Consider the following 23,914-nt stretch of genomic DNA (forward strand, 5'->3'; position numbering starts at 1 on the left):
CAGGTCAGGCCGTGTCCATGACCACCTGACCCGCGGGTCACCCGTTGTTCACCCAGTGGCCGTGCCACGGCCCGGAGTACGCGTGCGTGGCTGGCTCAAACAGCGGGTCCGTCGGGAGCGATCCGACTTCGTACGGCGGTCTGCACTTCGGCTTCCTCGGCCGGATCGGCGGCGAGCCGGCGGAGTTGTTCGACGACGCGGGCGTCGCCGGTCTCGGCGTGCCTGGCGGCGATTTCACGGGTGGTCTCCTCGCAGTCCCAGAGGCACTCGACGGCGAAGCCTGCCGGGAAGGAGGGATCGGTGGCGGCCAGCGCGCGGGCGGCCCGGCCGCGGAGATGGGAGGAGGCGGTTTCGCGATAGATATGGCGCAGTACGGGGGCGGCGCAGGCGATGCCGAGCCGGCCGGTGCCGTCGACGAGGGTCCACAGGGTCGGTGCGTCCGGCCCTTCGCCCCGTACGGCTTCGCGCAACGCACCGAGGACGAGGTCCTTGTCCTCGGTTCCCCCGCGGCAGGCGAGCATACGGCCGGCGGCGGCGCCCAGGGGGTCGGGCCGGTGGGCCCAGCCGCGGGCCCGGTCGACGGCGGCGACACTGCGCATCCGTTCGAAGGCGTCGACGGCGGCCTCCACGACGGCTGGAGTGCCGGTGAGCACGGCACCTTCGATCAGGTCGAGAGCGTCGGGATCGTTGCTGTCGGCGAGGTAGCGCAGCGCGGTGCAGCGGGCTCCGTCGGTGCCGTCCTTGGCGGCCTGCACGATTTCGGGCCGGTCCTCGGGGCCGGCGACGGCGGTGAGGCAGCGGGCGGCCGGGACGTGCAGCGCGGCGCCACGTTCGACGCCCTGCTGGGCCCACTCGAACACGGCCCGCACGCTCCACCCCGGACGGGGCCCGGATGGTCGCATCTGCCGCTGCCAGCGGTCGAAGCAGCCGGCCTCCTGGGCGGCACGCACACGCGTGGCGATCGATTCGCGCGGATCCTTCGCCCACAGCCGCCACGGCCGGGGCTCGAAGGCGTCACGCACGACGGTGGCCAGTTCGGCCTCGCCCTCGGCGTCGGTGGCGAAGCGGGCCAGTACGGGAGCGGCGAGGGCCCGTAGCCCGGCGTCGTCGTCGCGCAGCGCCAGTTCGTCGAGGGCCCAGGCCCAGTTGGAGCCGGAGGCGGCATACCTGCGCAGCAGTCCGAGCGCGTCCAGCCTGCCGTACGAGGCGAGGTGGCCGAGGACGGCCAGGGCCAGCCCGGTGCGGGACTCCTCGGTGTCGAAGACGTCCTCGACGTCGAAGAGGTGCGCCTCGATCTCGTCCAGCTCGCCGCTCAGGTCGAGATAGAGACGGGCGTAGTAGAGGGAGCGGTTCTCCACCTGCCAGTCGTGGCGGGGGTCGCGCAGCACACAGTGGTTCAGCGCCGCGAGCGCCTCGGCGCGCGGGGCGGTGAGCGCATGCAGTGTGCCGTCGCCGCGGCCCCGCTGGAGCAGGCCGAGCAGCGTACCGCTGGGCGCTATGACCGGTTCGAACATGGGAAACAGCCTCACATCAAGCGTCGACGCAACCGGGGAACACGCATTACCTGGCCGCGTGACACAACGTCGGGGCGCCCGCCGTCTCTTGCTTGCTGTAGACCATCTTCCTCTGCCTCTCGTCATTGGCCCATGCGGACCGCATCACGGCCCGCGCGGTGCGGCAACACCTGCCCAGCCATCGCGTCCGTGAATCACGACGTCATGATGACTCGGCACTTCGACCTGCCGCGACCGATATTTCGGCGGCCCTGTACCGCCTCCCCCGTTTTCTGTGTTTTCGCTGGTCAGAACATTCGGATCAGTGTGCGCCGAACAACTCGAGCAGTTCCGTCTTGCCGAACATGCGCGCCGTGTCGAGGGCCGACGGGGTGCCCGCGGCCGGATCGGCGCCGCCCTCCAGGAGGGCCTTGATCACTTCCGTCTCGCCCTTGAAGACGGCCCCGGCGAGCGGAGTCTGGCCCCGGTCGTTGATCCGGTCGCCCTCCGCGCCCCGGGCGAGCAGGGCGCGTACCGCGTCTGCATGCCCGTGGTAGGCGGCGAGCATCACGAGCGAGTCACCGCGGTCGTTGGTGAGGTTGGCCGGAACTCCCGCGTCGACGTACGCCACGAGTGCCTCGGTCCGCCCCTGCCGGGCCAGATCGAAGATCTTGGTCGCCAGCTCCACGACCTCGGGGTCGGGGGCTTCAGTCATCGGCCGGACCGCCTCTCAATACAACCGTTCAGGTGAATCGCCAGGGTACTGGCTCCCGCGGTACATGACCCGATCCGCCGGAGGTAAAGATCACCACAGATCAGGCAGCACAAGGGAGCCCGGCCCGGCCACACCGGATCGGCTCGACCACCTGGGGGAAATCTACCGAGATTCACCCATTTGCACCTTTAATAGTATGGATACATGCTGTGATCCTGGAAGTACTCATGGTGACTGTCCCCGTGAACCAGGAGAAATCAAATGATTTTGTCCATCTCAGGCGTGGTCCTGCTCGGCATCATCGTCTTCCTCTTCTTCCGCAAGGACGGCCTCAAGGCGTCGCACATGCTGGTCTCGGCCCTGTTCGGCTTCTACCTCGCGAGCACGGCGATCGCCCCGAGCATCAAGGCCGGAGGCGAGAGCCTCGCGAGCCTCCTCGGCGGCATCAAGTTCTGACGCCGCCCCTCCCGCCCGTACGCACCACCAGGAGAATGCAGTGGCCCGGCGCCCCCTCCCCCGCATCCTGAGCAAGGACAACGCGCAGATCGCCCGGATGCAGATCGCCCGGAGCCGGGAGCTGGCCCGGACGGCGGCCGACAGCGCCACCGACGTGCTCCACCCGCTGATCACGATCACCCGCGGTCTGCGCCGGCTGACGGCAGCCGGGCGGCGCAAGTGGGCCGACACCCCCAAGGACAGGCGCGGACCGCTGCTGTTCCTGGTGGCCTCGGTGATCCTGGTCGTGGCACTCGTGCCGTACGGCCCGCTGCTCGCCGTCATCGGCCTGATGGCGGCGGCAGCCCTGCACGGCCGGGACCGCGAACCGGCGGCACCCGAAGGGCCCGACGAGTCCCAGGTACAGCGCCTCAAGTCGCTGTACGAGGCCCTGATCCCGTACTTCTCGCTCGCCGAGGACCCCACCCCCCTGTACGCCCACGGCGGCGAGTGGGAGAAGGCCTTCCCCGCGTACGAGTTCGACGAATCGGGCCGGGTCAGCCACCTCGTGATCCGCTACCCGGCGTACTTCACCGACGGCGAGGCCGACTCCCGCGCCCGGATCGAGCAGCTGCTGCACGCCAAGTCGGGACGCGGCCGCGAGTACCACTTCGCATGGGAGGAAGAGGGCAACGAGCTCACGGTCACGGTGCTGCCCCCACTGCCCACCGACATCGCCGCCCAGCGATTCGTCACGGCGCCGGGCGAGACGGTCCTCGGCTTCACGGACCCCACCGAGGTCCAGCGCACGCTTCCCCTCACCTACGGTGAGAACAGACGCGACGTTCCGCCGGTGGTCTGGCGCACCGGCATCCGCTCCACCGCGCCGCACCTCCTGATCATGGGCCAGCCCGGCAGCGGCACCTCGACCCTGTTGCGCTCCATCGCTCTGCAGGCACTCCAGCACGGCGACGTGGTGATCGTCGAGGGCGGCACCGGCGAGTACGCGTGCCTGACCGGCCGGGACGGTGTTCTGGCCGTCGAGTGCGGGCTGACCGGGGCGCTGACGAGCCTCGAGTGGGCCGCCCTCGAGACGGAGCGCCGTCTGATCGCCACGAACCGCGCCCGGCAGGCCGGCCACCCGCCGCCGGAGGACACCAAGCGTCCCCTGTGGCTCCTGCTGGACCGCCCGAGCGCCTTCGCCCACCTCGCCGCCGGGGACGGCCGCGAGGATCCGCAGTCCCTGCTCCAGGTCCCGCTCCGGCACGGCCGCGCGGTGAATGTGACGGTCGTGGTGGGCGACCAGTTCGACCACGCCGAAGCGCTGAGTGATGACGTACGGCAGCACACACGCGCGCGTGTCGTCCTCGGCCCCGCCACGGCCGAGCAACTGGCAGGGGTCCTGGGAGCCCTTCCGCCCACGACTCCGGCCGCCGATGTCCCGCCCGGCCGCGGCTACGCCCGCCTCGGCACCGGCCCGGTGCACCGGCTTCAGGTGCCGTCGACCCCGGACCCGTACGACGACACGACGAGCGACGCCCACCGGAAGGCGGTGCAGGCGCTGCTGCCGCCACGGACCACGCCGGTCGAGGCGAAGCCTGTCGAGGCCGTGCCGGTCGAGGCGGTGCCCATCGACAAGGAGCCGGTCCAGGCGGAGCCGGTGCCTGCGGAGGCCATGGCGGCGGAGGCGCAGTAGGTTCCACCGCCGGGTGCCGCCGCGGAGACGCATGCACCCCGGCGGCGCCCCTGCCTGCAGCTACGCCACGAACGTCCGCGGCGTCTCCCCGCCCCCGGACGCCCCGCTCTCCACCAGCCGCGCCGCCGCAGCCAGCCGCGCCGCCGCCTCGACGGCGACCGCACCGCCCACGGTGAACGGCAGCCGCACATACCCCTCGAAGGCGCCGTCGACCCCGAAGCGCGGCCCGGAGGGAACGCGCACCCCGACCCGCTCCCCCACCTCGGCGAGCCGAGAGCCCGACAGCCCCCCGGTCCGCACCCACAGCGTCAGTCCGCCCTTGGGAACCTCGAACTCCCAGTCGGGCAGCTCCCGCCGCACCGCGGCGACCAGCGCGTCCCTGTTCTCCCGGGCCTGCCCGCGCCGCACCTCCACGGCCTGTTCCCATCCTCCCGTGCTGAACAGCCAGTTCACGGCGAGCTGCTCCAGCACGGGGGTGCCCAGATCGGCGTAGGCGCGCGCGGCGACCAGGCTGCGGATCACGTCCGGTGCCGCGCGCACCCAGCCGATGCGCATCCCCGCCCAGAAAGCCTTGCTGGCCGACCCGACGGTGATCACCGTGGACCCGGCGGGGTCGAAGGCACACACGGGCCGCGGCATCTCGACACCCTCGTCCAGCCACAGCTCGCTCATCGTCTCGTCGGCGATCAGCACCGTCCCCGCCGACCGGGCCGCCTCCACGAGTTGCCGCCGCTGGCCGTCGCCGGCGAGTGCGCCGGTCGGATTGTGGAAGTCGGCGACGATGTACGCGATCCGCGGTGCGGCGTCGCGCAGCACCTGCCGCCATCGGTCCAGGTCCCAGCCCGCCAGTCCCTCGGCCATCGCCACGGGCACCAGCCGCGCCCCCGCCTCCCGCATCAGCTGGAGGATGTTGGCGTACGACGGCGACTCGACGGCGACGCGCTCACCCCGTCCGGCGAAGAGGTGGCAGATCGCGTCGATCGCTCCCATGGCTCCCGTGGTCACCATGATCTGCTCGGGCATCGTCGGGATCCCGCGCGCGGTGTACCGGTCGGCGATCATCGAGCGCAGCGCGGGCAGCCCGGCCGGGTAGTCGCCGTGCGTGTGGGCGTACGGCGGCAGTTCCTCCAGGGCGCCCTGGACGGCACGGGTCAGCCATGGCTCGGGCGCGGGGAGAGCGGCGGTGCCCAGGTCGATCATCGAGCCGAGGGCCTCGGGCGGGAGGGGTTCCAGGCCGCGCGCGGGGAGCGGGTTCCCGGCCGGTACGGCGGTCCAGCTGCCCGCGCCGCGCCGGGACTCCAGGAACCCCTCGGTGCGCAGCGCCTCGTAGGCCGCCGCGACCGTCGTACGGCTGACGGACAGGGCCAGGGCCAGCTCGCGCTCGGCGGGGAGCCGGGCGGCCACCGGAACACGCCCCTCCAGCACCAGCAGCCGGATGCCGTCGGCCAGCGCCCGGTAGGCGGGCGGACGGCGCGTGCCGGGGCCGGCCGGGCGGTCCTGCTGGGAGTTGAGCAGCCGGGCGAGCTGCGCCGCCCCCATCGCCGAGGTCCACGACGCCATGGAAATCAGTCCACCTTCCCCGAATTGGCCATGGATGATGTCTCCACCCAAGCCACAGGGTGTCACGAACCAGGCCACTGCGACCACAGGGGGGCATCTTGTCCACGAAGAACCGTCTCTGGCGACGGTTGATCCAGCTGTACGTCGGCCTCGCGCTGTACGGCGCGAGTGCCGCGTTTCTCGTCGAGGCGGGTCTGGGACTCGAACCCTGGGGGGTGCTGCACCAGGGACTGGCCGAGCTCACCGGCCTGACCATCGGTGTCGTGTCGATCGTCGTGGGCGCGGCGGTGCTGCTCCTGTGGATCCCGCTGCGCCAGCGCCCGGGCCTCGGCACGGTCTCCAACGTCTTCGTGGTCGGCATCGCCATGGACGGCACGCTCGCCCTCGTCCCGGACGTGCACTCCCTGGCCGTACGGATCCCGCTCCTCCTGACCGGCATCCTGCTCAACGGCGTGGCCACCGGGCTCTACATCGCCGCCCGCTTCGGGCCGGGCCCGCGGGACGGGCTGATGACCGGCCTGCACCGGCGCACCGGCCGCTCGATCCGCCTGATGCGGACGGCGATCGAGCTGGCCGTCGTCGCGACCGGCTTCACCCTCGGCGGCACCGTCGGCATCGGCACGGTCCTCTACGCGGTGTCGATCGGCCCGCTCGCCCAGCTCTTTCTGCGGACGTTCGACGTCCCATCGGCATCCGGCAGCAGCACGGTCGTTGCCGAAGGGCAACCCCGCAGAGCGATACTGCGACGGTGACCACGCGGATACGCCACCCCTATCTCGACCATCCCGGCCCGATCGCGTTCGCCCACCGGGGCGGGGCTGCGAACGGTCTGGAGAACACCGTGCTGCAGTTCCGGCGGGCGGTGGAGGCGGGCTACCGCTATATCGAGACCGACGTGCACACCACGGCGGACGGCAAGCTGGTCGCCTTCCACGACTCGACCCTGGACCGGGTGACGGACGGCGCGGGACGCATAGCGGACCTGCCGTGGAAGGAGGTGAGCCACGCGCGCGTGGCGGGCAAGGAGCCGGTTCCCCTCTTCGAGGAGCTGCTCGAGATCTTCCCCGAGGTGCGCTGGAACGTCGACCTCAAGGCGGAGTCCTCGCTCCACCCCTTCCTGGACCTGATCGAGCGCACGCGCGCGTGGGACCGGATCTGCGTCGGCTCGTTCTCCGAGGCGCGCGTGGTGCGCGCCCAGCGGCTGGCCGGTCCGCGCCTGGCGACGTCGTACGGCACGCGCGGCGTGCTCAACCTGCGGCTGCGCTCCTGGGGCGTCCCGGCCGCGCTGCGCGCCTCCGCGGTCGCCGCCCAGGTGCCCGAGTCCCAGTCCGGCATCCAGGTCGTCGACCGGCGCTTCGTCCGCACCGCCCACGCGCGCGGGCTGCAGGTGCACGTCTGGACCATCAACGAGCCCGATGACATGCACCGGCTCCTGGACCTGGGAGTCGATGGCATCATGACCGATCACATCGACACGTTGCGCAAGGTCATGGAAGAACGCGGCGTCTGGGTCTGAGCGCCCGGCACCCCCTCCCCCGAGCCTTCGCACGGCACTTCAGCGGGGAAGCGAGGGCACGGGTGAGCGCCGACACCGTGCGTACGGACGTCATCGACCGGCAGCGCGAGCAGCGCGGCTGGTACTTCTACGACTGGGCCTGCTCCGTCTACTCGACGAGCGTGCTCACCGTGTTCCTGGGCCCCTATCTGACGGCGGTGGCCAAGTCCGCGGCGGACGCGGACGGATTCGTGCATCCGCTGGGCATCCCGGTGCGGGCCGGCTCGTTCTTCGCGTACTGCGTCTCCGCGTCCGTGATCGTGTCGATCCTCGTGATGCCGCTGGTGGGCGCGGCCGCCGACCGCACGGGGCGGAAGAAACCGCTGCTGGCCGCCTGCGCCTACGTGGGGGCGACGGCCACAACGGGCCTGTTCTTCCTGTCCGGGGACCGCTATCTGCTGGGCGGCCTCCTGCTGATCGTCGCCAACTCCTCCGTGGCCGTCTCGATGGTCGTCTACAACTCCTACCTCCCGCAGATCGCACCGCCCGAGGACCGCGACCGGGTGTCCTCGCGCGGCTGGGCCTTCGGCTATGCGGCCGGCTCGTCGATGCTGATCGTGAACCTGGTGCTGTTCACCGGCCACGACTCCTTCGGAGTGTCCGAGTCGACGGCGGTCCGCATCTGCCTGGCCTCCGCGGGCCTGTGGTGGGGCGCCTTCACCCTCGTACCGCTGAAGCGGCTGCGAGACCGCCCTACGACGTCCACGGCGCCCGCGGTCCACGGCTGGCGGCAGCTGGCCTCCACCGTCCGGGACATGCGCGGCAAACCGCTCACCCTGGCCTTCCTTCTCGCCTACCTCATCTACAACGACGGCATCCAGACGGTGATCTCACAGGCGTCGGTGTACGGCTCGGAGGAGCTGGGCCTGAGCCAGTCCACCCTCATCACGGCCGTGCTGATGGTCCAGGTGCTGGCGGTGGCGGGCGCGCTGGGGATGGGGAGGCTGGCCCGGACGTACGGAGCCAAGCGCACCATCCTCGGCTCGCTGGTGGCGTGGACGGTGACCCTGGGGGCCGGGTACTTCCTGCCGGCCGGGGCACCGGTCTGGTTCTTCGTGCTGGCGTCCGGGATCGGTCTCGTGCTGGGCGGCAGCCAGGCCCTGTCCCGCTCCCTGTTCTCGCATCTCGTCCCGCCCGGCAAGGAGGCCGAGTACTTCTCGGCGTACGAGATGAGCGACCGGGGTATGAGCTGGCTCGGTCCGCTTCTGTTCGGGATCACCTACCAGCTGACTGGAAGTTATCGCGACGCGATCATCTCGCTCGTGGCCTTCTTCCTCATCGGATTCGCCCTGCTCGCAAGGGTTCCGGTGCGGCAGGCGATCGCGGAGGCGGGCAATCCGGTTCCTGAGAGGATTTAGCACTCACGGCGAAAGGGCTGTAGTGTACGCGTTTGGCCTGCCAGGCGTACCGTTACTGCGCGTCAAAGATGCCGAAACGCTGGGTGACATCTGCTAGCAGATGTGACAAACCGGGCGCTGGTGGGTACAACAAGGGGCGGCTACGACGGCGACGCATGACCCGGAACGGGACACGGAACGGGAATCTTTACCGCCGACCGGACGTTGACCGGATGACGACGACAGCGACACCTGTCCTGTGGGCGACAAGCCCGGGAGGCACGATTCATGAGTGAGCGAGCTCTTCGCGGCACGCGCCTCGTGGTGACCAGCTACGAGACGGACCGCGGCATCGACCTGGCCCCGCGCCAGGCCGTGGAGTACGCATGCGAGAAGGGGCATCGGTTCGAGATGCCCTTCTCGGTCGAGGCGGAGATCCCGCCGGAGTGGGAGTGCAAGGTCTGCGGGGCCCAGGCACTCCTCGTTGACGGCGACGGCCCTGAGGAAAAGAAGGCCAAGCCCGCGCGTACCCATTGGGACATGCTGATGGAACGGCGCACCCGCGAGGAACTCGAAGAGGTCCTCGAGGAGCGCCTGGCCGTTCTCCGTTCGGGCGCGATGAACATCGCGGTTCACCCGCGGGACAGCCGCAAGTCGGCCTAGTTCCTGCCGGGGTCGGGCGGACAACAACGCACGCAAGCGACTGCGGGCGTCTACGTGGATTCACGTAGGCGCCCGCAGTCGTGTGTCGTACGGAGCTGTCAGCGGGACAGCGGCGGCCGCGGGTCCTGCGGGGTGTCGCCACCCGGCTCGTCCCTGATGACCTCGCCCTGGACGACCTTGCCGTCGGGGCGGTGGATACGGGCCTGCTGGAAGGCGTCGCCGAAGGTGCCCGGACCGGCCTCGCGCAGCTTGCGGTCGAGGGTGCGCTCGGTGAGGCAGCTCAGGGCCTTCTGGACCGGGGGGATCAGCAGAAGCAGGCCCACCGCGTCCGAGATCAGGCCGGGGATCATCAGCAGCAGGCCGCCGAGCATCAGCAGGCCGTTGCCCCCGCCGCTCTGCGGGGTGCCGCCGCGCTGCAGCGCCTCGTTGAGGTTCTGGAAGGCGCGCCGGCCCGCCTTCTTGATCACTGCCGCGCCGAGGACGAAGCCCGCGAGCAGCAGCAGGAACACGGTGAGCCCGCTGGAGGCGCCCGCGACCACGGTCAGCAGCCAGATCTCCAGCACCAGCCAGGCCGCGATTCCGAGCGGCAGGAAGGTCCGCAGCCGGGAGCGCCGCGGCCGGGCGGGATATGTGGGGGTCGGAGCACCAGTCGTCATGCGTCCAGTGTGCCTGGGCCCGGCTCAGTGCGGGATAAGTGAATGATCAACCAGGCCTGTGAGAGCGTACGCGCGCCCTGTGAAGGCGGATGGCGGTCAGGCCTCAGGCCTTCTTGCCGCGGCCCGTGATCTTGCCGACCCGCTCCCCCACGCCCCACGCCGTGACCCGCCAGAGGGCCTCTACGAGGATGTCGCGGCTCATCTTGGAGTCGCCCAGTTCACGCTCGACGAAGGTGATGGGCACCTCGACGACGTGGTAGCCGGCCTTGACCGCGCGGCGGGCCAGGTCGACCTGGAAGCAGTATCCCTGGGAGGCGACCTCGTCGAGGCCGAGGCCCTCGATGGTCTCGCGGCGGAAGGCGCGGTAGCCGCCGGTGATGTCGCGCAGCGGCAGGTCGAGGGCGAGGCGGGAGTAGAGGCTGCCGCCGCGGGAGATGACCTCGCGGCTCTTGGGCCAGTTCACGACCCGGCCGCCGGGCACCCAGCGGGAGCCGAGGACCAGGTCGGCACTCTTGAGCGCGGTGAGCAGCCGGGGCAGCTCCTCGGGCTGGTGGGAGCCGTCGGCGTCCATCTCGACGAGGACGCCGTAGCCGTTGTCCAGGCCCCAGCGGAAGCCCGCGAGGTAGGCGGCGCCGAGGCCCTCCTTGCCCTTGCGGTGCAACACCTGGACGTGGTCGTCCTCGACGGCCAGTTCGTCGGCGAGCTTGCCGGTGCCGTCGGGGCTGTTGTCGTCGGCCACGAGGACGTGCGCCTCGGGGACCGCCTTCCGTACCCGGCCGACGATGGACTTGATGTTCTCCGCCTCGTTGTAGGTCGGAATGATCACCAAGGCCGTGCCGAGCGGGCCGAACTGCCTCCCCTGGGTTTTTGCCTCCAGAGTCCCGTCGCCGTCGTTCACTGCTGCCCCTTCGTGTCCGTACGCAGACGTCCACCATAGTGGCCACGGCCTGCGATGACGCGACAGGACGTTCGTATAGTGGTGTCGATTCCACAAGAGCGGGGTAAGAGCGCCTGTTCGGGCACGTTCGCGCATCTACGGATGGGGGCCCGGCGCCCTTCGGGCCGACCTGGGGCCCGCTGGCTGCGGGTCGACCGAGAGCCGTTGTCTACTGAGCCCGGGCCCCACCCGGGTCACACCTCCCCGACCGGCCGGAACGTTCCCCCGTCGCGGCGCGGGCGCTGAGCCTGGCTCCCAGTGGCGGTGCCCCGGTGCGGCACACCGTCCCTGACCCAGCGGCGCTGCGACGAGTGCGCGGAAGTTCCCCGGTCGGGCGTCCGGTGGTGGACTCGGCCGAACCTACCGGCCCCCTGCCATCGGCTGTCAACAGCCGTTTGACCTGCGTATTTTTCGTCAACGCCCTGGTCAGGGCGGAGGATACGCAGGTCGTGCGACGCGGCTGAGGGCGTCGATCGGCGCCGCGCCACCCCGGGAGATCACTCGCCCGGCCGTACGAACACCGTCCGCCCGCCGACCACGGTGCGCAGACAGACGGGGAGGTCGCGGCCGGGGCCGAGGTCGGGCAGGCCGGGGGTGCCGGAGCGGGGGTCCGTGGACCAGCGGGCGACCCGGTCGTCGGGGGCCTGGACCACCAGTTCGTCGGTGCGCCACACGGCGTAGTCGGCGGGTGCCCCGGGCACCAGGACGCCCGCGTCGTCCCGCCCGATCGCCCGCCAGCCGCCGCGCGTGTGGGCGGTGAAGGCGGCGCGCACGGAGACACGGTGCTCGGGTGTGCGGTGGAAGGCGGCGGCTCGGACCGTGCCCCACGGGTCGAGGGGCGTGACCGGGCTGTCGGAGCCGAACGCGAGGGGGACGCCGGCCCTAAGCAGGGCCGCGAAGGGGTTCAGGGTGCGCGCCCGGTCGGCGCCCAGCCGCTGGGCGTACATGCCGTCCTCGCCGCCCCACAGTGCGTCGAAGGCGGGCTGCACGGAGGCGGTCAGGCCCAGCTCGGCGAAGGCGGCGATCGTCTCGGGGGTGAGCATCTCGGCGTGTTCGACGCGATGGCGGGCGGCGCGGACGCGGGCCAGGCCGACCTTCTCAACGGCCGTGCGCACACCGTCGACGACCGTGGTCACAGCCGCGTCGCCGATCGCGTGGAAGCCCGCCTGAAGGCCGGCCTCGGTGCAGGCCACGACGTGGGCCGCGACGGCGGCGGCATCCAGGTAGGCGGTGCCCGTGTGGTCGGCGTCGGTGTACGGCGTGTGCAGGCACGCGGTGTGCGAGCCGAGGGCGCCGTCGACGAAGAGGTCACCGGCGGCACCGGCCGCGCCCAGCTCGCGCGCCTTCTCGACGTCCCGTTGGGCCCAGTAGCCGATCACTCGCGGCCCTGTCTCCTCGGCCGCGAGCCGGAGCAGACCGGTGAAGTCGTCCTCGGAGGAGATCTCCGGTCCCGCACACTCGTGGACCGAGCCGATACCGAGGGAGGCGGCGTGCGCGAGCGCGATGCGCTGGGCCTCGGTGCGCTGGACCGGCGTCACGGCTGCGAACGCGGCGGCGCGTACGGCGTGGTGGGCGTCGGCGGTCAGCGGACCGTCCACCGTGCCGAGACCGGGGGCCAGGTCGAGCAGGGCCGTGGTGACGACCGCCGAGTGGACGTCGATACGGGAGAGGTAGAGGGGGCGGCCGCCGGTGGCCTCGTCCAGTTCCGCCCGCGTCGGGGGCCGGCCGCCGGGCCAGCGGGCGGCGTCCCAGCCGTGCCCGAGCAGCACCTTGTCCTGCGGGCGGGCCGTGGCGAACTCCCGTACCAGGGCGAGGGCAGCCTCCAGGGAGGGCGCGTCGGACAGGTCGAGGCCGGTGAGCGCGAGGCCGGTGGAGGTGGTGTGCACATGGGCGTCGGTGAAGGCCGGGGTGACGAGGGCGCCGTCCAGGTCGACCACCTCGTCGACACCGTCCGCGAAGGCGTCCGCGGCGCCCTCCGAGCCGACCCAGGCGACCTGGCCGCGCTCCACGACCATCGCTGTCGCGAACGGGTCGGCGGGGCTGTGCACTTCTCCGCGGCGGAGCAGGACGGTGTTCGGCTGGTCGGTGCGATCGCTCATGACCGACAGTTTCTCGCGGCGCGCGGCCGGCGCTGCACCTGGGGCGTGTTCGAGGGGCACCCGGCTCAGCAGTGGCAGACGTACCCGCGGCCGACTCAGATCCGCGGCGGCCGCGCCTCGTACGGCGTGGACAGGACCACCGTCGTGCGCGTCGAGACGCCCGCCAGCGTGCGCAGGCGCGCCAGCAGTTCCTCCAGCTCGTGCGGTGTGGCCACCCGCACCTTGAGGATGTAGTTCTCGTCGCCCGCGACGCTGTGGCAGGCCTCGATCTCGGGGACGCCGGCCAGGCGGTCCGAGATGTCGTCGGGGGCGCTGGGGTCGAACGGTTTGACCGAGATGAACGCGGTCATGGGCAGCCCGACGGCCTCGGGGTCGACCACCGCGGCATAGCCGCGGATGACGCCACGCTGTTCCAGCCGGCGCACCCGCTGGTGCACGGCCGACGTGGACAGGCCCGTGGCCTTGCCCAGGTCTGTGTAGCTCATCCGCCCGTCCTTGACGAGCAGCTGCACGATTTGACGGTCCAGCTCCTCCATGACGCAAGAACCTACAGTGCGCTTGATCTCCTCGGATACCTGAGCAGTCCAGGTCATACCCGCTTTGTGATGTGCCCGAGAGCTGCCTGTGAGCCGTCCGAGGGACAAAACGTCCGCCTCGGGCACCTGCGGGCGGCATGTGACGAAGGACACAGCCGCCGCGACGTCTCCGTGATGTTCTCGTGATTACCGCCGAGACGGGGCGGGAAGTGCTTGCTGTGGTCGAGGCCGCAGTGCCCGAACGGCCCAGCCCGAGGGGGAGAACCCATATGCAGAGTCTTAAGCGTCCTGGTCGTACCGCGCCCAAGCGGCTCCAGGCGGTCGTCGAGCCCGAGCCGGAGGGCGTCGAACCCGACGCCCTCGAGGACGAACTCGACGCGTACGACACCTTCGAGATGTACCGGGTGATCTGCCCGGACTGCGCGCAGCCCATCGCCCTGCTGGCGGACGAGGAGATCCTGCCGGAGCACGCGCTGTGTGCCTCGCCGTGGAACCCGTTCGGCCTGACGGTCTGCGCCGGCACCGGCCGCAGGGCGGCCGAGGCCCGCTCCACGGACGAGTCGGCCGAGCCCCAGGAGCAGGACAGGGCCCTCCTGTTGACGCTCCCTCAGGGGCTCGACTGGCGGACACAGCCGTTCTCGCACGTCGGTGGCCCGGGCTCGCGCCCGATGCGCGTGCCGGCGATGCGCCGTCAGGCCGCCTGAACCGCCTCGCTCAACTCCAGTAGCTGCCCTGCACCATGGCCCGCAGGCTGCCGTGGTGCAGGATCAGTGTGTCCGGATCCGCCGGGACGGCGGCCTCCCCGAAGTGCACCTGCCGGTAGGCGACGCGGAGCATGACGATCGCGTGCCGCAGCGCGGCGTACAGGGTGTGGAAGTCCATGTCGCGCGGTGTGTGGCCGGTGAGTTCGGCATAGCGGGCCTCGATGCGGTCGCGGCGCAGGAAGTCCGGCAGACCGCGCTGGCCGAAGGCGACCGTCAGGTCCTGGAAGAAGCGGTGCAGATAGACGGTCCAGCCGAGGTCGACCTCGCGCGGGGCCGGCGCCGCCATCTCCCAGTCGAGGACGGCGGCGGGCTCGAAGCCGTCGTAGACGACGTTCCCGATGCGCGCGTCGCCCCAGTTGAGCACCGGTGTGCCCGGATCGATGGGCCAGAGTTCCTCCAGCCGGTCGAACGCGGCCTCGATGAGCGGTGAGCGGGCGCGTCCGTCGACGACCCAGTCGTAGTAGGCGCGTTGGGCGGTGACGTGGCGGCGCAGGGCGTCGCCCTCGCCCGGGAGTGCGAGGAACTCGGCCTCCTTCGGCGGCACTTGGTCGTGCAGTCGGGCCAGCAGTCCGATCGAGGCCGCCTCCAGGTGCTCGCGCTCGGCGTCGCTCGCCGCGTGCAGCCAGTTGCCCTCGTACGTGTAGGGCATGACGTCGGGCGGCACGCGTCCCTCGACGCGCTCCATCACGAAGAACGGCGCCCCGAGCGGGCCGGGATCCTCCTCCAGCCACAGCACCTTCGGCACGGGCAGGTCCGAGTGCTCGGCCACGACGCGCATCGTGCGGTACTGCCGCGGCATGTCGTACACCGGGAAGACGGTGTACGCCGCCGGGTCGGCCGCCAGCCGCAACGCGCAGGCACGCACGGGTGGTTGGGGGTGCTCGAGGTCGAAGAGCAGAGTCTCGCTGGACATGCCGTTGGACTCGGGGACGGTCACGCCCACCGCCTTGGCGCCGGGCAGGCGGGTGGAGAGCCAGGCGGTGAGCCGGCGGGCGAGCTCCTCCGGGTCGCGGGTGGTGGTGCGGGGGCGGGGTGCCGTGGGTGCCATGTCACATACCACCTATGGTGCGACCGACTTGAAGTCCGTGAACCCGCTCGGGTCGTGCCGCCCGAACGAGCCGTGCTCGAAGATGCCGTGGCCGATCCGGCCGTCCAGCCGGAAGCGGGCGGCATGGTCGGTGACCCCGTAGGCGGCCAGGGCGTGCGGCTGCGACAGGTCGTACGTACGACGGTCCGTCCAGCCGCGGCCGTGCCAGGTGCCGTGCTGCCAGTCGTCGGCGGGCGGGTAGCCGGCACCGAGCGCGAGCGGCGAGGAGGTGAGGATCTCAACCTCAAGTTCCTGGGGTTTGCGCAGGTCGCCGAGGTGGATGAGCGCGCGATCCGGGCGGCGGGTGCCGGAGCGGTAGGTGATCTCGGGCTGGGGCCAGCCGAGTTGATGGTCGCGGTGGCCGGGGCGGACGAGCGTGGCGTCGTTCAGGGAGCGATGGCCGTCGGCGTCCTCCTGGACGATGACCATGAGGAAGCGGTCCTCGAAACGGACCGGGCACCACAGCCAGTGGAAGCCCTCGGTCGGGTGCTCCTGCGCCAGGCGGCCGCCCTCCTCCCCCGGTATGGGCCGCACGCCCCAGCTGCGGTCACGGGTGCCGGTCCACTCGGCGGCGGTGACCCGCAACTCCTCACCCGCGGCGCGGATCACGCCCTCCACGCTGCCCGCCTGGACGAAACGGCGCCCTTCGAGGGTGAGCCGGTCGCCACGGCGCTGAAGGTGGTGGGGTTCCCACAGGGCGGGGAAGTCGGCGGTCCAGGTGAGGTCGTACGACAACAAGTCGTCGTCGGCCACCAGCCGCAGCCGCCGCAGCGGCTCCTCGACCTCGATCCTGAGCGGGCCGACGGCGAGCCGCATGCGGTCCTCGCCGAGGGCGTCCGAGGCGCGCACCGCGTGCAGGGCCTCCCCGGTCCGCAGGGTCGCGTACGCGTCGATCACACCGAGGTTGGGGTACACCCCGAGGCCCGCGATGAGCAGTGCGCGCCCCTCGTGGTCGAGGACGTGGAAGATGCAGCGGTCGTAGGCGTTCCGGTCCCCGGTGGCCACATGCTTCATGGACAGGGGGACCTGGTGCACGGGGTACTCGTCGAGCGGTACGGGGCGGTCGTCGGCCACGCCAAACCTCCCTGGGACGGCTGGGCTGACGGTACGTCAGACAGCCGACGGAGACCAGAGAGGGAACCGGACGTCCGGGAACTCACGCTCGATTCCACGGATGGGTGACCTGTCCGCCTACCTCCGCGTTGCCCTGGTATGACCCCCACCTATTCCGTGATCGGGCGTCAGCGCCGCGTGTTCGTTCCGCCGCCGGCAGGAACGGTTCCGCCGGTGCCGCCGCACCTGCAGGATCCGCCGATCTACCGCGAGCTGATGCGCGCCTGGGCCGACCGGGGCCGTACCCTGCCGGGCCGCCACGACCCGGAGTGGATCAGGCTGGTGGCCCCGCAGGTCACAAGAGGCCAGTTCAGCGGGTTTCAGGACCCGCGAGGTGACGGGCGATGACCATCCGCTGGATCTGGTTGGTGCCCTCGACGATCTGCAGCACCTTGGCCTCGCGCATATAGCGCTCGACCGGGAAGTCCGCGGTGTAGCCGTACCCGCCGAGGACCTGGACGGCGTCCGTGGTCACCTTCATCGCGGTGTCCGTGCAGTGCAGCTTGGCCATGGCCGCCTGCTTGGCGAACGGCCGCCCCGCGTCGCGCAGCCGCGCCGCCGCCAGATACAGGGCACGGCCCGCCTCGATCTGGGTCGCCATGTCGGCGAGCATGAAGCGCAGCCCCTGGAAGTCGGCGATGGGCCGCCCGAACTGCTGCCGCCCGGTGGCGTACGCGACCGCCTCGTCCAGCGCCGCCTGGGCGAGGCCGATCGCACAGGCCGCGATGCCGAGCCGGCCGGAGTCGAGCGCGGCCAGGGCGATCGCAAAGCCCTGGCCCTCCTCGCCGATGCGCCGCTCGTCCGCCACTCGCACGCCGTCCAGGTGGACCTGCGCGGTGGGCGAGCCCTTCATCCCCATCTTCTTCTCGGGCACCGCGCCACTCAGACCCTCGGCATCACCCGGGACCAGGAAGGCGGTGATGCCGCGCGCGCCCTCCTCGCCGGTCCGGGCCATGACCGTGTAGAAGTCGGCGATCCCGCCGTGCGTGATCCAGGCCTTGGTGCCGGTGATCACCCAGTTGTCGCCGTCACGCACCGCCCTCGTACGAAGAGAGGCGGCATCGGAACCGGACGACGGCTCGGACAGGCAGTACGCACCCAACAGCCCTCCGCCGAGCATCGCGGGCAGGTGCTCGACCTGCTGCTCCTTGGTGCCGTAGGCGGCAAGTGCGTAGGAGGCGAGCGTGTGCACGCTGACGCCGAGGCCGACGGTGAGGCGGGCCGCGGCGAGTTCTTCGAGGACCTGGAGGTAGACCTCGTAGGGCTGGTCGCCGCCTCCGTACTCGGAGTCGTACGGCAGGCCGAGCAGTCCCGACTCCGACAGCAGCCTGAAGACCTCGCGCGGGAAACGTCCGGCGTCCTCCTCCTCGGCCGCCTTCGGGGCGATCTCGCGCTGGGCGATGTCGCGGACGAGCGAGATCAGATCCCGGGCCTCGTCCGTGGGCAGTTGACGGTCCACCGGCTGCGGGGCGCGGTCGGGCATAGGACGCTCTCCTCCCTGTTCGGGCACATCGGCGGAGGTGCGCCCTGGGTGGGGGCGGCTCCGCCGGGTCTTTCCGGTGCTCAGCCGATGCTCGCTCTCCCGGGTCTCGGACGCTGCTGACCAGCGGCTGCGCGCTGTGAGTATGCCCGATTGCAGGCATCCCGTCACCAGTTAACGACCGCTTACTTCAAGAATATCCCGGCCTCGCCGGAAAGCCGTGGCAGGTCCTCGCGAAATTGGTCCGCACCATTGACCGAACTGGTCTAGTCCTCCTACTGTTCCTGACCAACGCTTTACCGCGTTCATGCCAATCGGCGCGCGTTCCCCTCTCCCCCACGAGGAGACACCCGATGCACATTCCGCACCGCCCCCGCGCCTCCTTCCGGGCGCTCGTCTCGGCCGCGTGTTGCGCGGTCCTCGGCGCCGGGCTGCTGGCCGGCGCAAGCACGGCCACCGCCAGGCCCTCGGCGCAGGAGGCCGCCGGCTCGAAGGTCGTCGGCTACTTCACCGAATGGGGCACCTACGACCGCAAGTACTACGTCAAGAACATCGAGACGTCCGGCTCGGCGGCCAGGCTCACGCACATCAACTACGCCTTCGGCAACGTCACCGGCGGCAAGTGCGCGATGGGCGACTCGTACGCGGCGACCGACCGGGCCTACACCGCGGCCGAGTCGGTGGACGGGGTCGCCGACACCTGGGACCAGCCCCTGCGCGGCAACTTCAACCAGCTGCTGAAGCTGAAGAAGAAGCACCCGGGCCTCAAGGTCCTGTGGTCCTTCGGCGGTTGGACCTGGTCGAGCGGCTTCGGCGAGGCCGCGAAGAACCCGGCCGCGTTCGCCCAGTCCTGCTACGACCTGGTGAAGAACTCCAAGTGGGCGGGCGTGTTCGACGGCATCGACATCGACTGGGAGTACCCGAACGCCTGCGGCAACAGCTGCGACACCAGCGGCAAGGAAGCCTTCAAGAACGTGATGGCGGCGCTGCGTTCGAAGTTCGGCAGCAGCGCACTCGTCACCGCGGCCATCACCGCCGACGCCACCAGCGGCGGCAAGATCGACGCGGCCAACTACGCGGGCGCTGCGCAGTACGTCGACTGGTACAACCCGATGACGTACGACTACTTCGGCGCCTGGGACGCGAGCGGCCCGACGGCCCCGCACTCGCCGCTGAACTCCTACTCCGGCATCCCGAAGGCGAACTTCTACACCTCGGCGACCATCGCCAAGCTCAAGGGCCTCGGCATCCCGGCGTCGAAGCTGCTGCTCGGCATCGGGTTCTACGGCCGCGGCTGGACCGGCGTCACGCAGGCGGCACCCGGCGGCAGCGCGACCGGCCCGGCCGCGGGGACGTACGAGCAGGGCATCGACGACTACAAGGTGCTCAAGTCCAAGTGCCCGGCGACCGGCACGGTGGGCGGCACCGCGTACGCCAAGTGCGGAAGCGACTGGTGGAGTTACGACACGCCCTCGACCATCGCGACGAAGATGACGTACAAGAACCAGCAGGGTCTGGGCGGTACGTTCTTCTGGGAGCTGAGCGGGGACACCGCGGGCGGTGAGCTGATCAAGGCGATCAACTGACCGCAGGAGTACGGTAGTTGGGGTGGGGGTGCGGGAGCCCCCGCCCCTCGCTCATGCGTCCCGGCGGGCCGGGGCCGGAGTGGGGTAGGCCGGGTCCAGTTCCTCGATGGCGCGCAGGGCGCCGCCGAGCGTCTTGACCAGGAGTTCGCGCATCTGCTCGCGGGAGAGCTGGGGGCGGTCGATCCAGTCGAGGGTGGCGCCCTCCACACTGCACACCCACGAGAACAGGCCCATGCGGGCGAGCGGGGCGATGTCCGTGCGGCCGTACGCCCCTTCGGCGACGGTCGCCACGATCGCGTCGCGCACGCCGTCCCGGATGGCGTGCACCTCGGCGTCGAAGCCGACGCCGCCGCTGACGACCGCACGGAAGGCGGCCTGATTGTGCTCGGCGTAGCGCAGATAGCCGTCCATGGTGCGGTTCACCCTGTCCAGCTGCTCCAGTTCGAGGCCGCTCGCCGCGTAGGTGATCAGGTCGGCCACCGAGTCGTTGATGATCGCCAGGTAGTAGCCGCGCTTGGACTGGAAGTAGTAGTAGATCAGCCCCTTGGCGACATGTGCCTGCCGCGCGATGTCGTCCATCGAGAGCGCGTCGTACGAGGTGTCGGCGAACAACTTCCGCCCGATGGCGATGAGTTCGGCGCGGCGCGCCATCGAGCGCTCGGTGCCGCGCGCCCGGGGCCGGGTGGCGTCGCTCTGTTCGCTGATCTTCAATTTCGACCCTGGTCTTGGGCAGGTGGCGGGACATCCGCAGTATGTCAGAACAACAACGTCCACTCGTTCGAGTCCGATCGACGAGTGGGCGCAGGGGAGACCGGGCGGGTGCTGCGTTCGTCAGATCACAGCAGGCCGAGCTGGGTGACGAGCATCGCGACGACCACGACGAGGGTCCAGCCCATGACGTGCTCGAGGATCTTCGGGCCGTCGTCCTTGGGGCCGCCGGTGCGGGTGCGGGCGGCGGTGGCCGAGTGTGCGGTCATGGCGTCTCGCTGAGGTCGGGCGTGCGGTGGACTCCCCCCAGGGTGCTGTCCACCTTGCCACCTGGAACGGCTTTTGCGGCAGAGACGTTGGTCACAGGCGAAAGGCCCCGGTTCGGCGATTTCCCGGGGCCTGTCCCCTGTCGTTCAGTGCACGCCGACCGCCGCGAGCGCCTTGCGCTGGCGGGGTGTGGGCCGCGCCGGGAAGTACAGGTAGCAGACGCCTCCGGTGCCGGAGACGACCTTGCCACTGGCGTTGTACCGCTTGGTCCTGAGCCAGATGTTCTCCCACTCGCGCCGCTTGTAGACACGGCGCACCGCGTCATCGCTCGGCGAGAACGGGTCGTTGGCGATCACGTCGCCGCCGGCGGTGAAGCCGATGACGGTCATCAGGTGCCCCGCAGTGCCGTAACCCGCCCCCGTCAGCTCCTCCTTCAGGAACGACTGGGACGTTATGGCCGGGATGCCGGCCGCGATCAGCGTCTCCAGGTCGGTGAGCGAGCCGAGCCGGGTGACCACGCCCTGCAGGCCCTTGTACGTGGCCGCGTAGGCGGCGTTGAACGGCCAGTTGCCGCAGCCCTCGTACTGGTAGTCGTAGGTGAAGCGGGCCGCGTGGTCGACCTGCGGGTCGGCGTAGCTCGGGTCCACCCAGGCCAGCTGCTCGGGGGTGAGCCGGCCGCCCCAGTACTCGATGATCATCTGTGAGGAGGTGGGGCTGCACCAGGCCTCGCCGCCGTTGTCGTACTCGGGGTACTGGCCCTTGTGGATCTCCTGCGAGTAGCGCGGGACGATCAGCTCTCTGGCAAGGCCGGGCGTGGAGGCCGGGACGGTGAAGCGGTCGGGAATGTCCGAGCCCATCGCGCCGAGCCGCCACACGATGGGGGTGAGCTTGGTGCCGGGCTTGCGGTAGAGGGTGAGGCGGAGACGGTACGAGTTCAGGCGCAGGCCGGTCGTCGCGTCGTCAATGGCGAAGGTGTCCGTCCAGATGGTGCTCTTCCCGTCCTTCTGGTCGTCGACCGAGGTCCGCTTGATGTCCTGGTCGCCGGCCGCCCAGCGGCCCATGACGTACCAGGGGGTGTCCGTGCCGTCGGAGTACGTGCCGTGCAACTCGACCTGGAGCCAGGTGCCGGCCGGGGTGTGTGCGTTCCAGGAGGCGACCAGCTCGGTGGCGGGGACGTGGAGCCTGTGGACGGGGGACGTCCAGGTCGCGTACTCCCAGGTGGCGGTCGTGCCGGTGTGCGGGTCGGTGTAGTCGGTCGTGCCGGCGGGGGTGGCGATCACCGCGCCGGGGCGGGCGCCGGCGACGGCGCGGGTGCCATGCGCGGTGCCGGCGCGCCAGTCGGGGTACGTGGTCCAGGCGCGGTAGTCGACCTGGCCGGTGGGGGCCACGGCGGACTCCTCGGCGTCGGCTGCGTCGGCGGTGACGGCGGGGCCCACCACCGCGGCGGCCACCGCGGCGGCGAGGACGGTTCTGCGGGACGGCTGTTCGGCTCTGCTCATGGGCGGAACGACCCCCAGGTGTCCGAGTCGGGCAGGTCCAAATGCGCGGTTGCGCTGCATTGTTGTGCGCCAACTATGGCCTCGGGGGGAACGTCCTGCCAGCACTTCGGCCCGTGCCACGCCCACGAATATTGGTCTGAACCACTGGCATGACCTGCCGGACCGTCCGCCCGGCGCGCCCGCCGCGGGACACGCCGGGCCCCGGGCTCAGATCAGGTCCATCGCCGCGACCTCGTCGGGGCGGCCGTAGCTGACCGGTCCCTGGAAGCGGCGGCGGGCGGTGGCGAACCACCAGAGCGTGGCGACGACCAGGACGACGGCGAGTGCGATCGGCGCGTAGTTGAAGGAGTCGACGGTGATCGGCGAGGCCTGCGGGAGCATGAACAGGACGCTGCTGAGCAGGATCCAGGCCACGGCGATCACACCGACGGGTTTGCTCCAGCGGCCCAGGTGCCACGGCCCCGGCTGGAACTCGTCGCCCAGGCTCAGCCGGAGCAGGATCGGCACGGCATAGGCGAGGAAGAGCCCGACGACGTTGACGCTGACGATGGCGGTGAACGCCGTGTGCGACCACCAGCCGGGCACGACGAGGGCGAGCGAGCAGGCGACCGCGAGCCAGACGGCCTTGACGGGGGTGCGGGTGCGCGGCGAGACCGAGTGCCACAGCCGGGAACCGGGCATGGCGCCGTCGCGGGAGAAGGCGAAGATCTGCCGGGTGTTGCTGGTGAGATTGGCGAGACCGCAGAAGAGCATCGCGCCGATCACGATCAGCAGGAGCACCTTGGCGGTGCCCAGGCCGAGACCGTCGATGAGAATCTGGACGGGCGGCGCGGATGCGCTCGCCACATGGTCGTAGTCGTGAATGCTGTAGACCAGTGCGAGCATCAGGATCAGGCCGGTGATCGCCGAGTAGCCGATCGCACGTGTGATCCCCTTCGGGGCGTTGACCGTCGCCCTCACTGTTTCCTCGGACATGTGGAAGCTGCCGTCGAAGCCGGTGAAGGTCCAGCTGGTGACGAGCAGGCCGAGCATCCCGCCGTAAAGCCCGCTCGTGAAACCGGTGTTGTTCGCGAAATGCGTGACGAACGACGCCGACTGGTGCTCGTCGGGTCCGACGATGAGGGCGCCCACGATCACCACGAGACCGATCAGCAGCCACCACACGGAGATCCGGTTGAGAAGCGCGACCAGCTGGACCGTGTAGGTGTTGGCCAGCCCCTGCAGCACGATGAGCAGCGCCGTGATCAGCACCGTCTGGTGGGCGGTGGGCACATAGGAGTGCCACTGCAGGGCGATGAAGGCCTGGATGAAGGTGGCCGCCGCGTAGCCGGTGGCGGCCGTGCCGCCGATCTGGCCCACGAAGTTCAGCCAGCCCGTGTACCAGGACCAGGCTCCCTTGTGCCGTTTGGCGAGTTTCCCGGCGGAGAAATACAGCGCGCCGCTCGTCGGATAGGCGGAGGCGACTTCCGCCATGGCAAGACCGACGAACAGCACCATGACGGAGACGCCGATCCAGCCGAAGACGAGAATACGGGGGCCTCCGGCGTTCAGACCGAACCCGAAGCCGGAGAAGATTCCCGAGATGATGTTGATGATCGTGAATGAGATGGCAAAATTGTCGAACGCCTGAAATCGACGGGTGAGTTTTCTCGGGTAACCCATCTCGTGAAGTACGGCGTCGTCGTCCGATATCCGTTCCGGCACAGGTTGGCCTTTCTCTCTGTGGGG

General features: G+C 70.6%; 23 protein-coding genes. 9 read left to right on the forward strand and 14 right to left on the reverse strand.

Annotated elements, in window-relative coordinates; genetic code table 11:
- Nucleotides 1–95 precede the first annotated feature (95 nt).
- The gene (locus tag ACFY10_RS50160; RefSeq protein WP_390672112.1) at nt 96–1,514 is read right to left on the reverse strand and encodes a HEAT repeat domain-containing protein; all 1,419 of its coding nucleotides are present in this window, start codon (nt 1,512–1,514) and stop codon (nt 96–98) included.
- A gap of 301 nt (nt 1,515–1,815) precedes the next feature.
- Nucleotides 1,816–2,208 carry an ankyrin repeat domain-containing protein gene (locus tag ACFY10_RS50165; protein WP_390672113.1) on the reverse strand — a complete coding sequence of 131 codons (393 nt, stop codon included), beginning with the start codon at nt 2,206–2,208 and terminating at the stop codon, nt 1,816–1,818.
- A 261-nt stretch (nt 2,209–2,469) separates the two neighbouring features.
- On the opposite strand from ACFY10_RS50165, the gene ACFY10_RS50170 reads away from it, so the two are divergent.
- Nucleotides 2,470–2,664 (forward strand): hypothetical protein, encoded by a 195-nt coding sequence (locus ACFY10_RS50170; RefSeq protein WP_099934012.1) that lies wholly within the window; start codon nt 2,470–2,472, stop codon nt 2,662–2,664.
- Nucleotides 2,665–2,704: 40 nt separating this feature from the next.
- On the forward strand, nt 2,705–4,339 hold the full coding sequence (locus ACFY10_RS50175) for a hypothetical protein (RefSeq protein WP_390672114.1): 1,635 nt from the start codon (nt 2,705–2,707) through the stop codon (nt 4,337–4,339).
- 60 nt (nt 4,340–4,399) lie between these two features.
- Here ACFY10_RS50175 and ACFY10_RS50180 read toward each other — a convergent pair whose 3' ends face one another.
- Nucleotides 4,400–5,899 (reverse strand): PLP-dependent aminotransferase family protein, encoded by a 1,500-nt coding sequence (locus tag ACFY10_RS50180; protein WP_390672115.1) that lies wholly within the window; start codon nt 5,897–5,899, stop codon nt 4,400–4,402.
- 98 nt (nt 5,900–5,997) lie between these two features.
- On the opposite strand from ACFY10_RS50180, the gene ACFY10_RS50185 reads away from it, so the two are divergent.
- The 4 genes from ACFY10_RS50185 (at nt 5,998) to ACFY10_RS50200 (ending at nt 9,454) form a co-directional block, all read left to right on the forward strand.
- Entirely contained in the window at nt 5,998–6,651 is a 654-nt protein-coding gene (locus ACFY10_RS50185; protein ID WP_390672116.1) for a YitT family protein, read from the forward strand.
- Nucleotides 6,648–7,415, forward strand: coding sequence for a glycerophosphodiester phosphodiesterase (locus tag ACFY10_RS50190; protein ID WP_390672117.1), 768 nt, complete (start codon nt 6,648–6,650; stop codon nt 7,413–7,415). Before ACFY10_RS50185 ends, ACFY10_RS50190 begins: the two co-directional genes overlap by 4 nt.
- A 62-nt stretch (nt 7,416–7,477) precedes the next feature.
- Complete coding sequence (locus tag ACFY10_RS50195) at nt 7,478–8,812, forward strand: MFS transporter (RefSeq protein ID WP_390672118.1); 1,335 nt, start codon at nt 7,478–7,480, stop codon at nt 8,810–8,812.
- A gap of 267 nt (nt 8,813–9,079) precedes the next feature.
- Nucleotides 9,080–9,454 carry an RNA polymerase-binding protein RbpA gene (locus ACFY10_RS50200; protein ID WP_003977404.1) on the forward strand — a complete coding sequence of 125 codons (375 nt, stop codon included), beginning with the start codon at nt 9,080–9,082 and terminating at the stop codon, nt 9,452–9,454.
- Between the two features lie 98 nt (nt 9,455–9,552).
- Here ACFY10_RS50200 and fxsA read toward each other — a convergent pair whose 3' ends face one another.
- The 4 genes from fxsA to ACFY10_RS50220 form a co-directional block, all read right to left on the reverse strand.
- Nucleotides 9,553–10,110, reverse strand: coding sequence for an FxsA family membrane protein (fxsA, locus tag ACFY10_RS50205; protein WP_390672119.1), 558 nt, complete (start codon nt 10,108–10,110; stop codon nt 9,553–9,555).
- Between the two features lie 103 nt (nt 10,111–10,213).
- Nucleotides 10,214–11,008: a polyprenol monophosphomannose synthase gene (locus ACFY10_RS50210; RefSeq protein WP_390672120.1), complete on the reverse strand. Its 795-nt coding sequence runs from the start codon at nt 11,006–11,008 to the stop codon at nt 10,214–10,216.
- 536 nt (nt 11,009–11,544) lie between these two features.
- The gene (locus ACFY10_RS50215) at nt 11,545–13,146 is read right to left on the reverse strand and encodes an amidohydrolase (protein ID WP_390672121.1); all 1,602 of its coding nucleotides are present in this window, start codon (nt 13,144–13,146) and stop codon (nt 11,545–11,547) included.
- Nucleotides 13,147–13,241: 95 nt separating this feature from the next.
- Entirely contained in the window at nt 13,242–13,682 is a 441-nt protein-coding gene (locus ACFY10_RS50220) for an Lrp/AsnC family transcriptional regulator (protein ID WP_030946711.1), read from the reverse strand.
- Between the two features lie 269 nt (nt 13,683–13,951).
- Between ACFY10_RS50220 and ACFY10_RS50225 the strand changes: the two genes are divergently transcribed.
- Entirely contained in the window at nt 13,952–14,386 is a 435-nt protein-coding gene (locus tag ACFY10_RS50225; RefSeq protein WP_390672122.1) for a hypothetical protein, read from the forward strand.
- Between the two features lie 10 nt (nt 14,387–14,396).
- Here the strand turns inward: ACFY10_RS50225 and ACFY10_RS50230 are convergent, their stop codons facing one another.
- Together ACFY10_RS50230 and ACFY10_RS50235 are read right to left on the reverse strand one after the other, a co-directional pair.
- Entirely contained in the window at nt 14,397–15,494 is a 1,098-nt protein-coding gene (locus ACFY10_RS50230; protein ID WP_390672123.1) for a phosphotransferase family protein, read from the reverse strand.
- Between the two features lie 12 nt (nt 15,495–15,506).
- Nucleotides 15,507–16,607, reverse strand: a complete 1,101-nt coding sequence (locus tag ACFY10_RS50235; protein WP_390672124.1) for a hypothetical protein — start codon at nt 16,605–16,607, stop codon at nt 15,507–15,509.
- A 138-nt stretch (nt 16,608–16,745) separates the two neighbouring features.
- Between ACFY10_RS50235 and ACFY10_RS50240 the strand changes: the two genes are divergently transcribed.
- Nucleotides 16,746–16,994, forward strand: coding sequence for a hypothetical protein (locus ACFY10_RS50240; protein WP_390672125.1), 249 nt, complete (start codon nt 16,746–16,748; stop codon nt 16,992–16,994).
- On the opposite strand, the gene ACFY10_RS50245 is transcribed toward ACFY10_RS50240, so the two are convergent.
- A complete protein-coding gene (locus ACFY10_RS50245; RefSeq protein ID WP_390672126.1) occupies nt 16,957–18,129 on the reverse strand; it encodes an acyl-CoA dehydrogenase family protein in 1,173 nt (390 codons plus the stop codon). The two genes, ACFY10_RS50240 and ACFY10_RS50245, sit on opposite strands and share 38 nt — an antisense overlap.
- Before the next feature lie 350 nt (nt 18,130–18,479).
- Between ACFY10_RS50245 and ACFY10_RS50250 the strand changes: the two genes are divergently transcribed.
- Nucleotides 18,480–19,712 carry a glycoside hydrolase family 18 protein gene (locus tag ACFY10_RS50250; protein ID WP_390672127.1) on the forward strand — a complete coding sequence of 411 codons (1,233 nt, stop codon included), beginning with the start codon at nt 18,480–18,482 and terminating at the stop codon, nt 19,710–19,712.
- Between the two features lie 51 nt (nt 19,713–19,763).
- Here ACFY10_RS50250 and ACFY10_RS50255 read toward each other — a convergent pair whose 3' ends face one another.
- The 4 genes from ACFY10_RS50255 to ACFY10_RS50270 all read right to left on the reverse strand — a co-directional run bounded on the left by ACFY10_RS50255 (nt 19,764) and on the right by ACFY10_RS50270 (nt 23,848).
- Nucleotides 19,764–20,423 (reverse strand): TetR/AcrR family transcriptional regulator, encoded by a 660-nt coding sequence (locus ACFY10_RS50255; protein WP_390672128.1) that lies wholly within the window; start codon nt 20,421–20,423, stop codon nt 19,764–19,766.
- 125 nt (nt 20,424–20,548) lie between these two features.
- A complete protein-coding gene (locus ACFY10_RS50260; protein ID WP_390672129.1) occupies nt 20,549–20,689 on the reverse strand; it encodes an SCO1431 family membrane protein in 141 nt (46 codons plus the stop codon).
- A 144-nt stretch (nt 20,690–20,833) separates the two neighbouring features.
- Nucleotides 20,834–22,186 carry a peptidase C39 family protein gene (locus ACFY10_RS50265; protein WP_390672130.1) on the reverse strand — a complete coding sequence of 451 codons (1,353 nt, stop codon included), beginning with the start codon at nt 22,184–22,186 and terminating at the stop codon, nt 20,834–20,836.
- 207 nt (nt 22,187–22,393) lie between these two features.
- Nucleotides 22,394–23,848, reverse strand: a complete 1,455-nt coding sequence (locus ACFY10_RS50270; RefSeq protein WP_390672131.1) for an amino acid permease — start codon at nt 23,846–23,848, stop codon at nt 22,394–22,396.
- Nucleotides 23,849–23,914 lie beyond the last annotated feature (66 nt).

This window comes from Streptomyces sp. NPDC001401 (assembly GCF_042895385.1).
Lineage (GTDB): Bacteria > Actinomycetota > Actinomycetes > Streptomycetales > Streptomycetaceae > Streptomyces.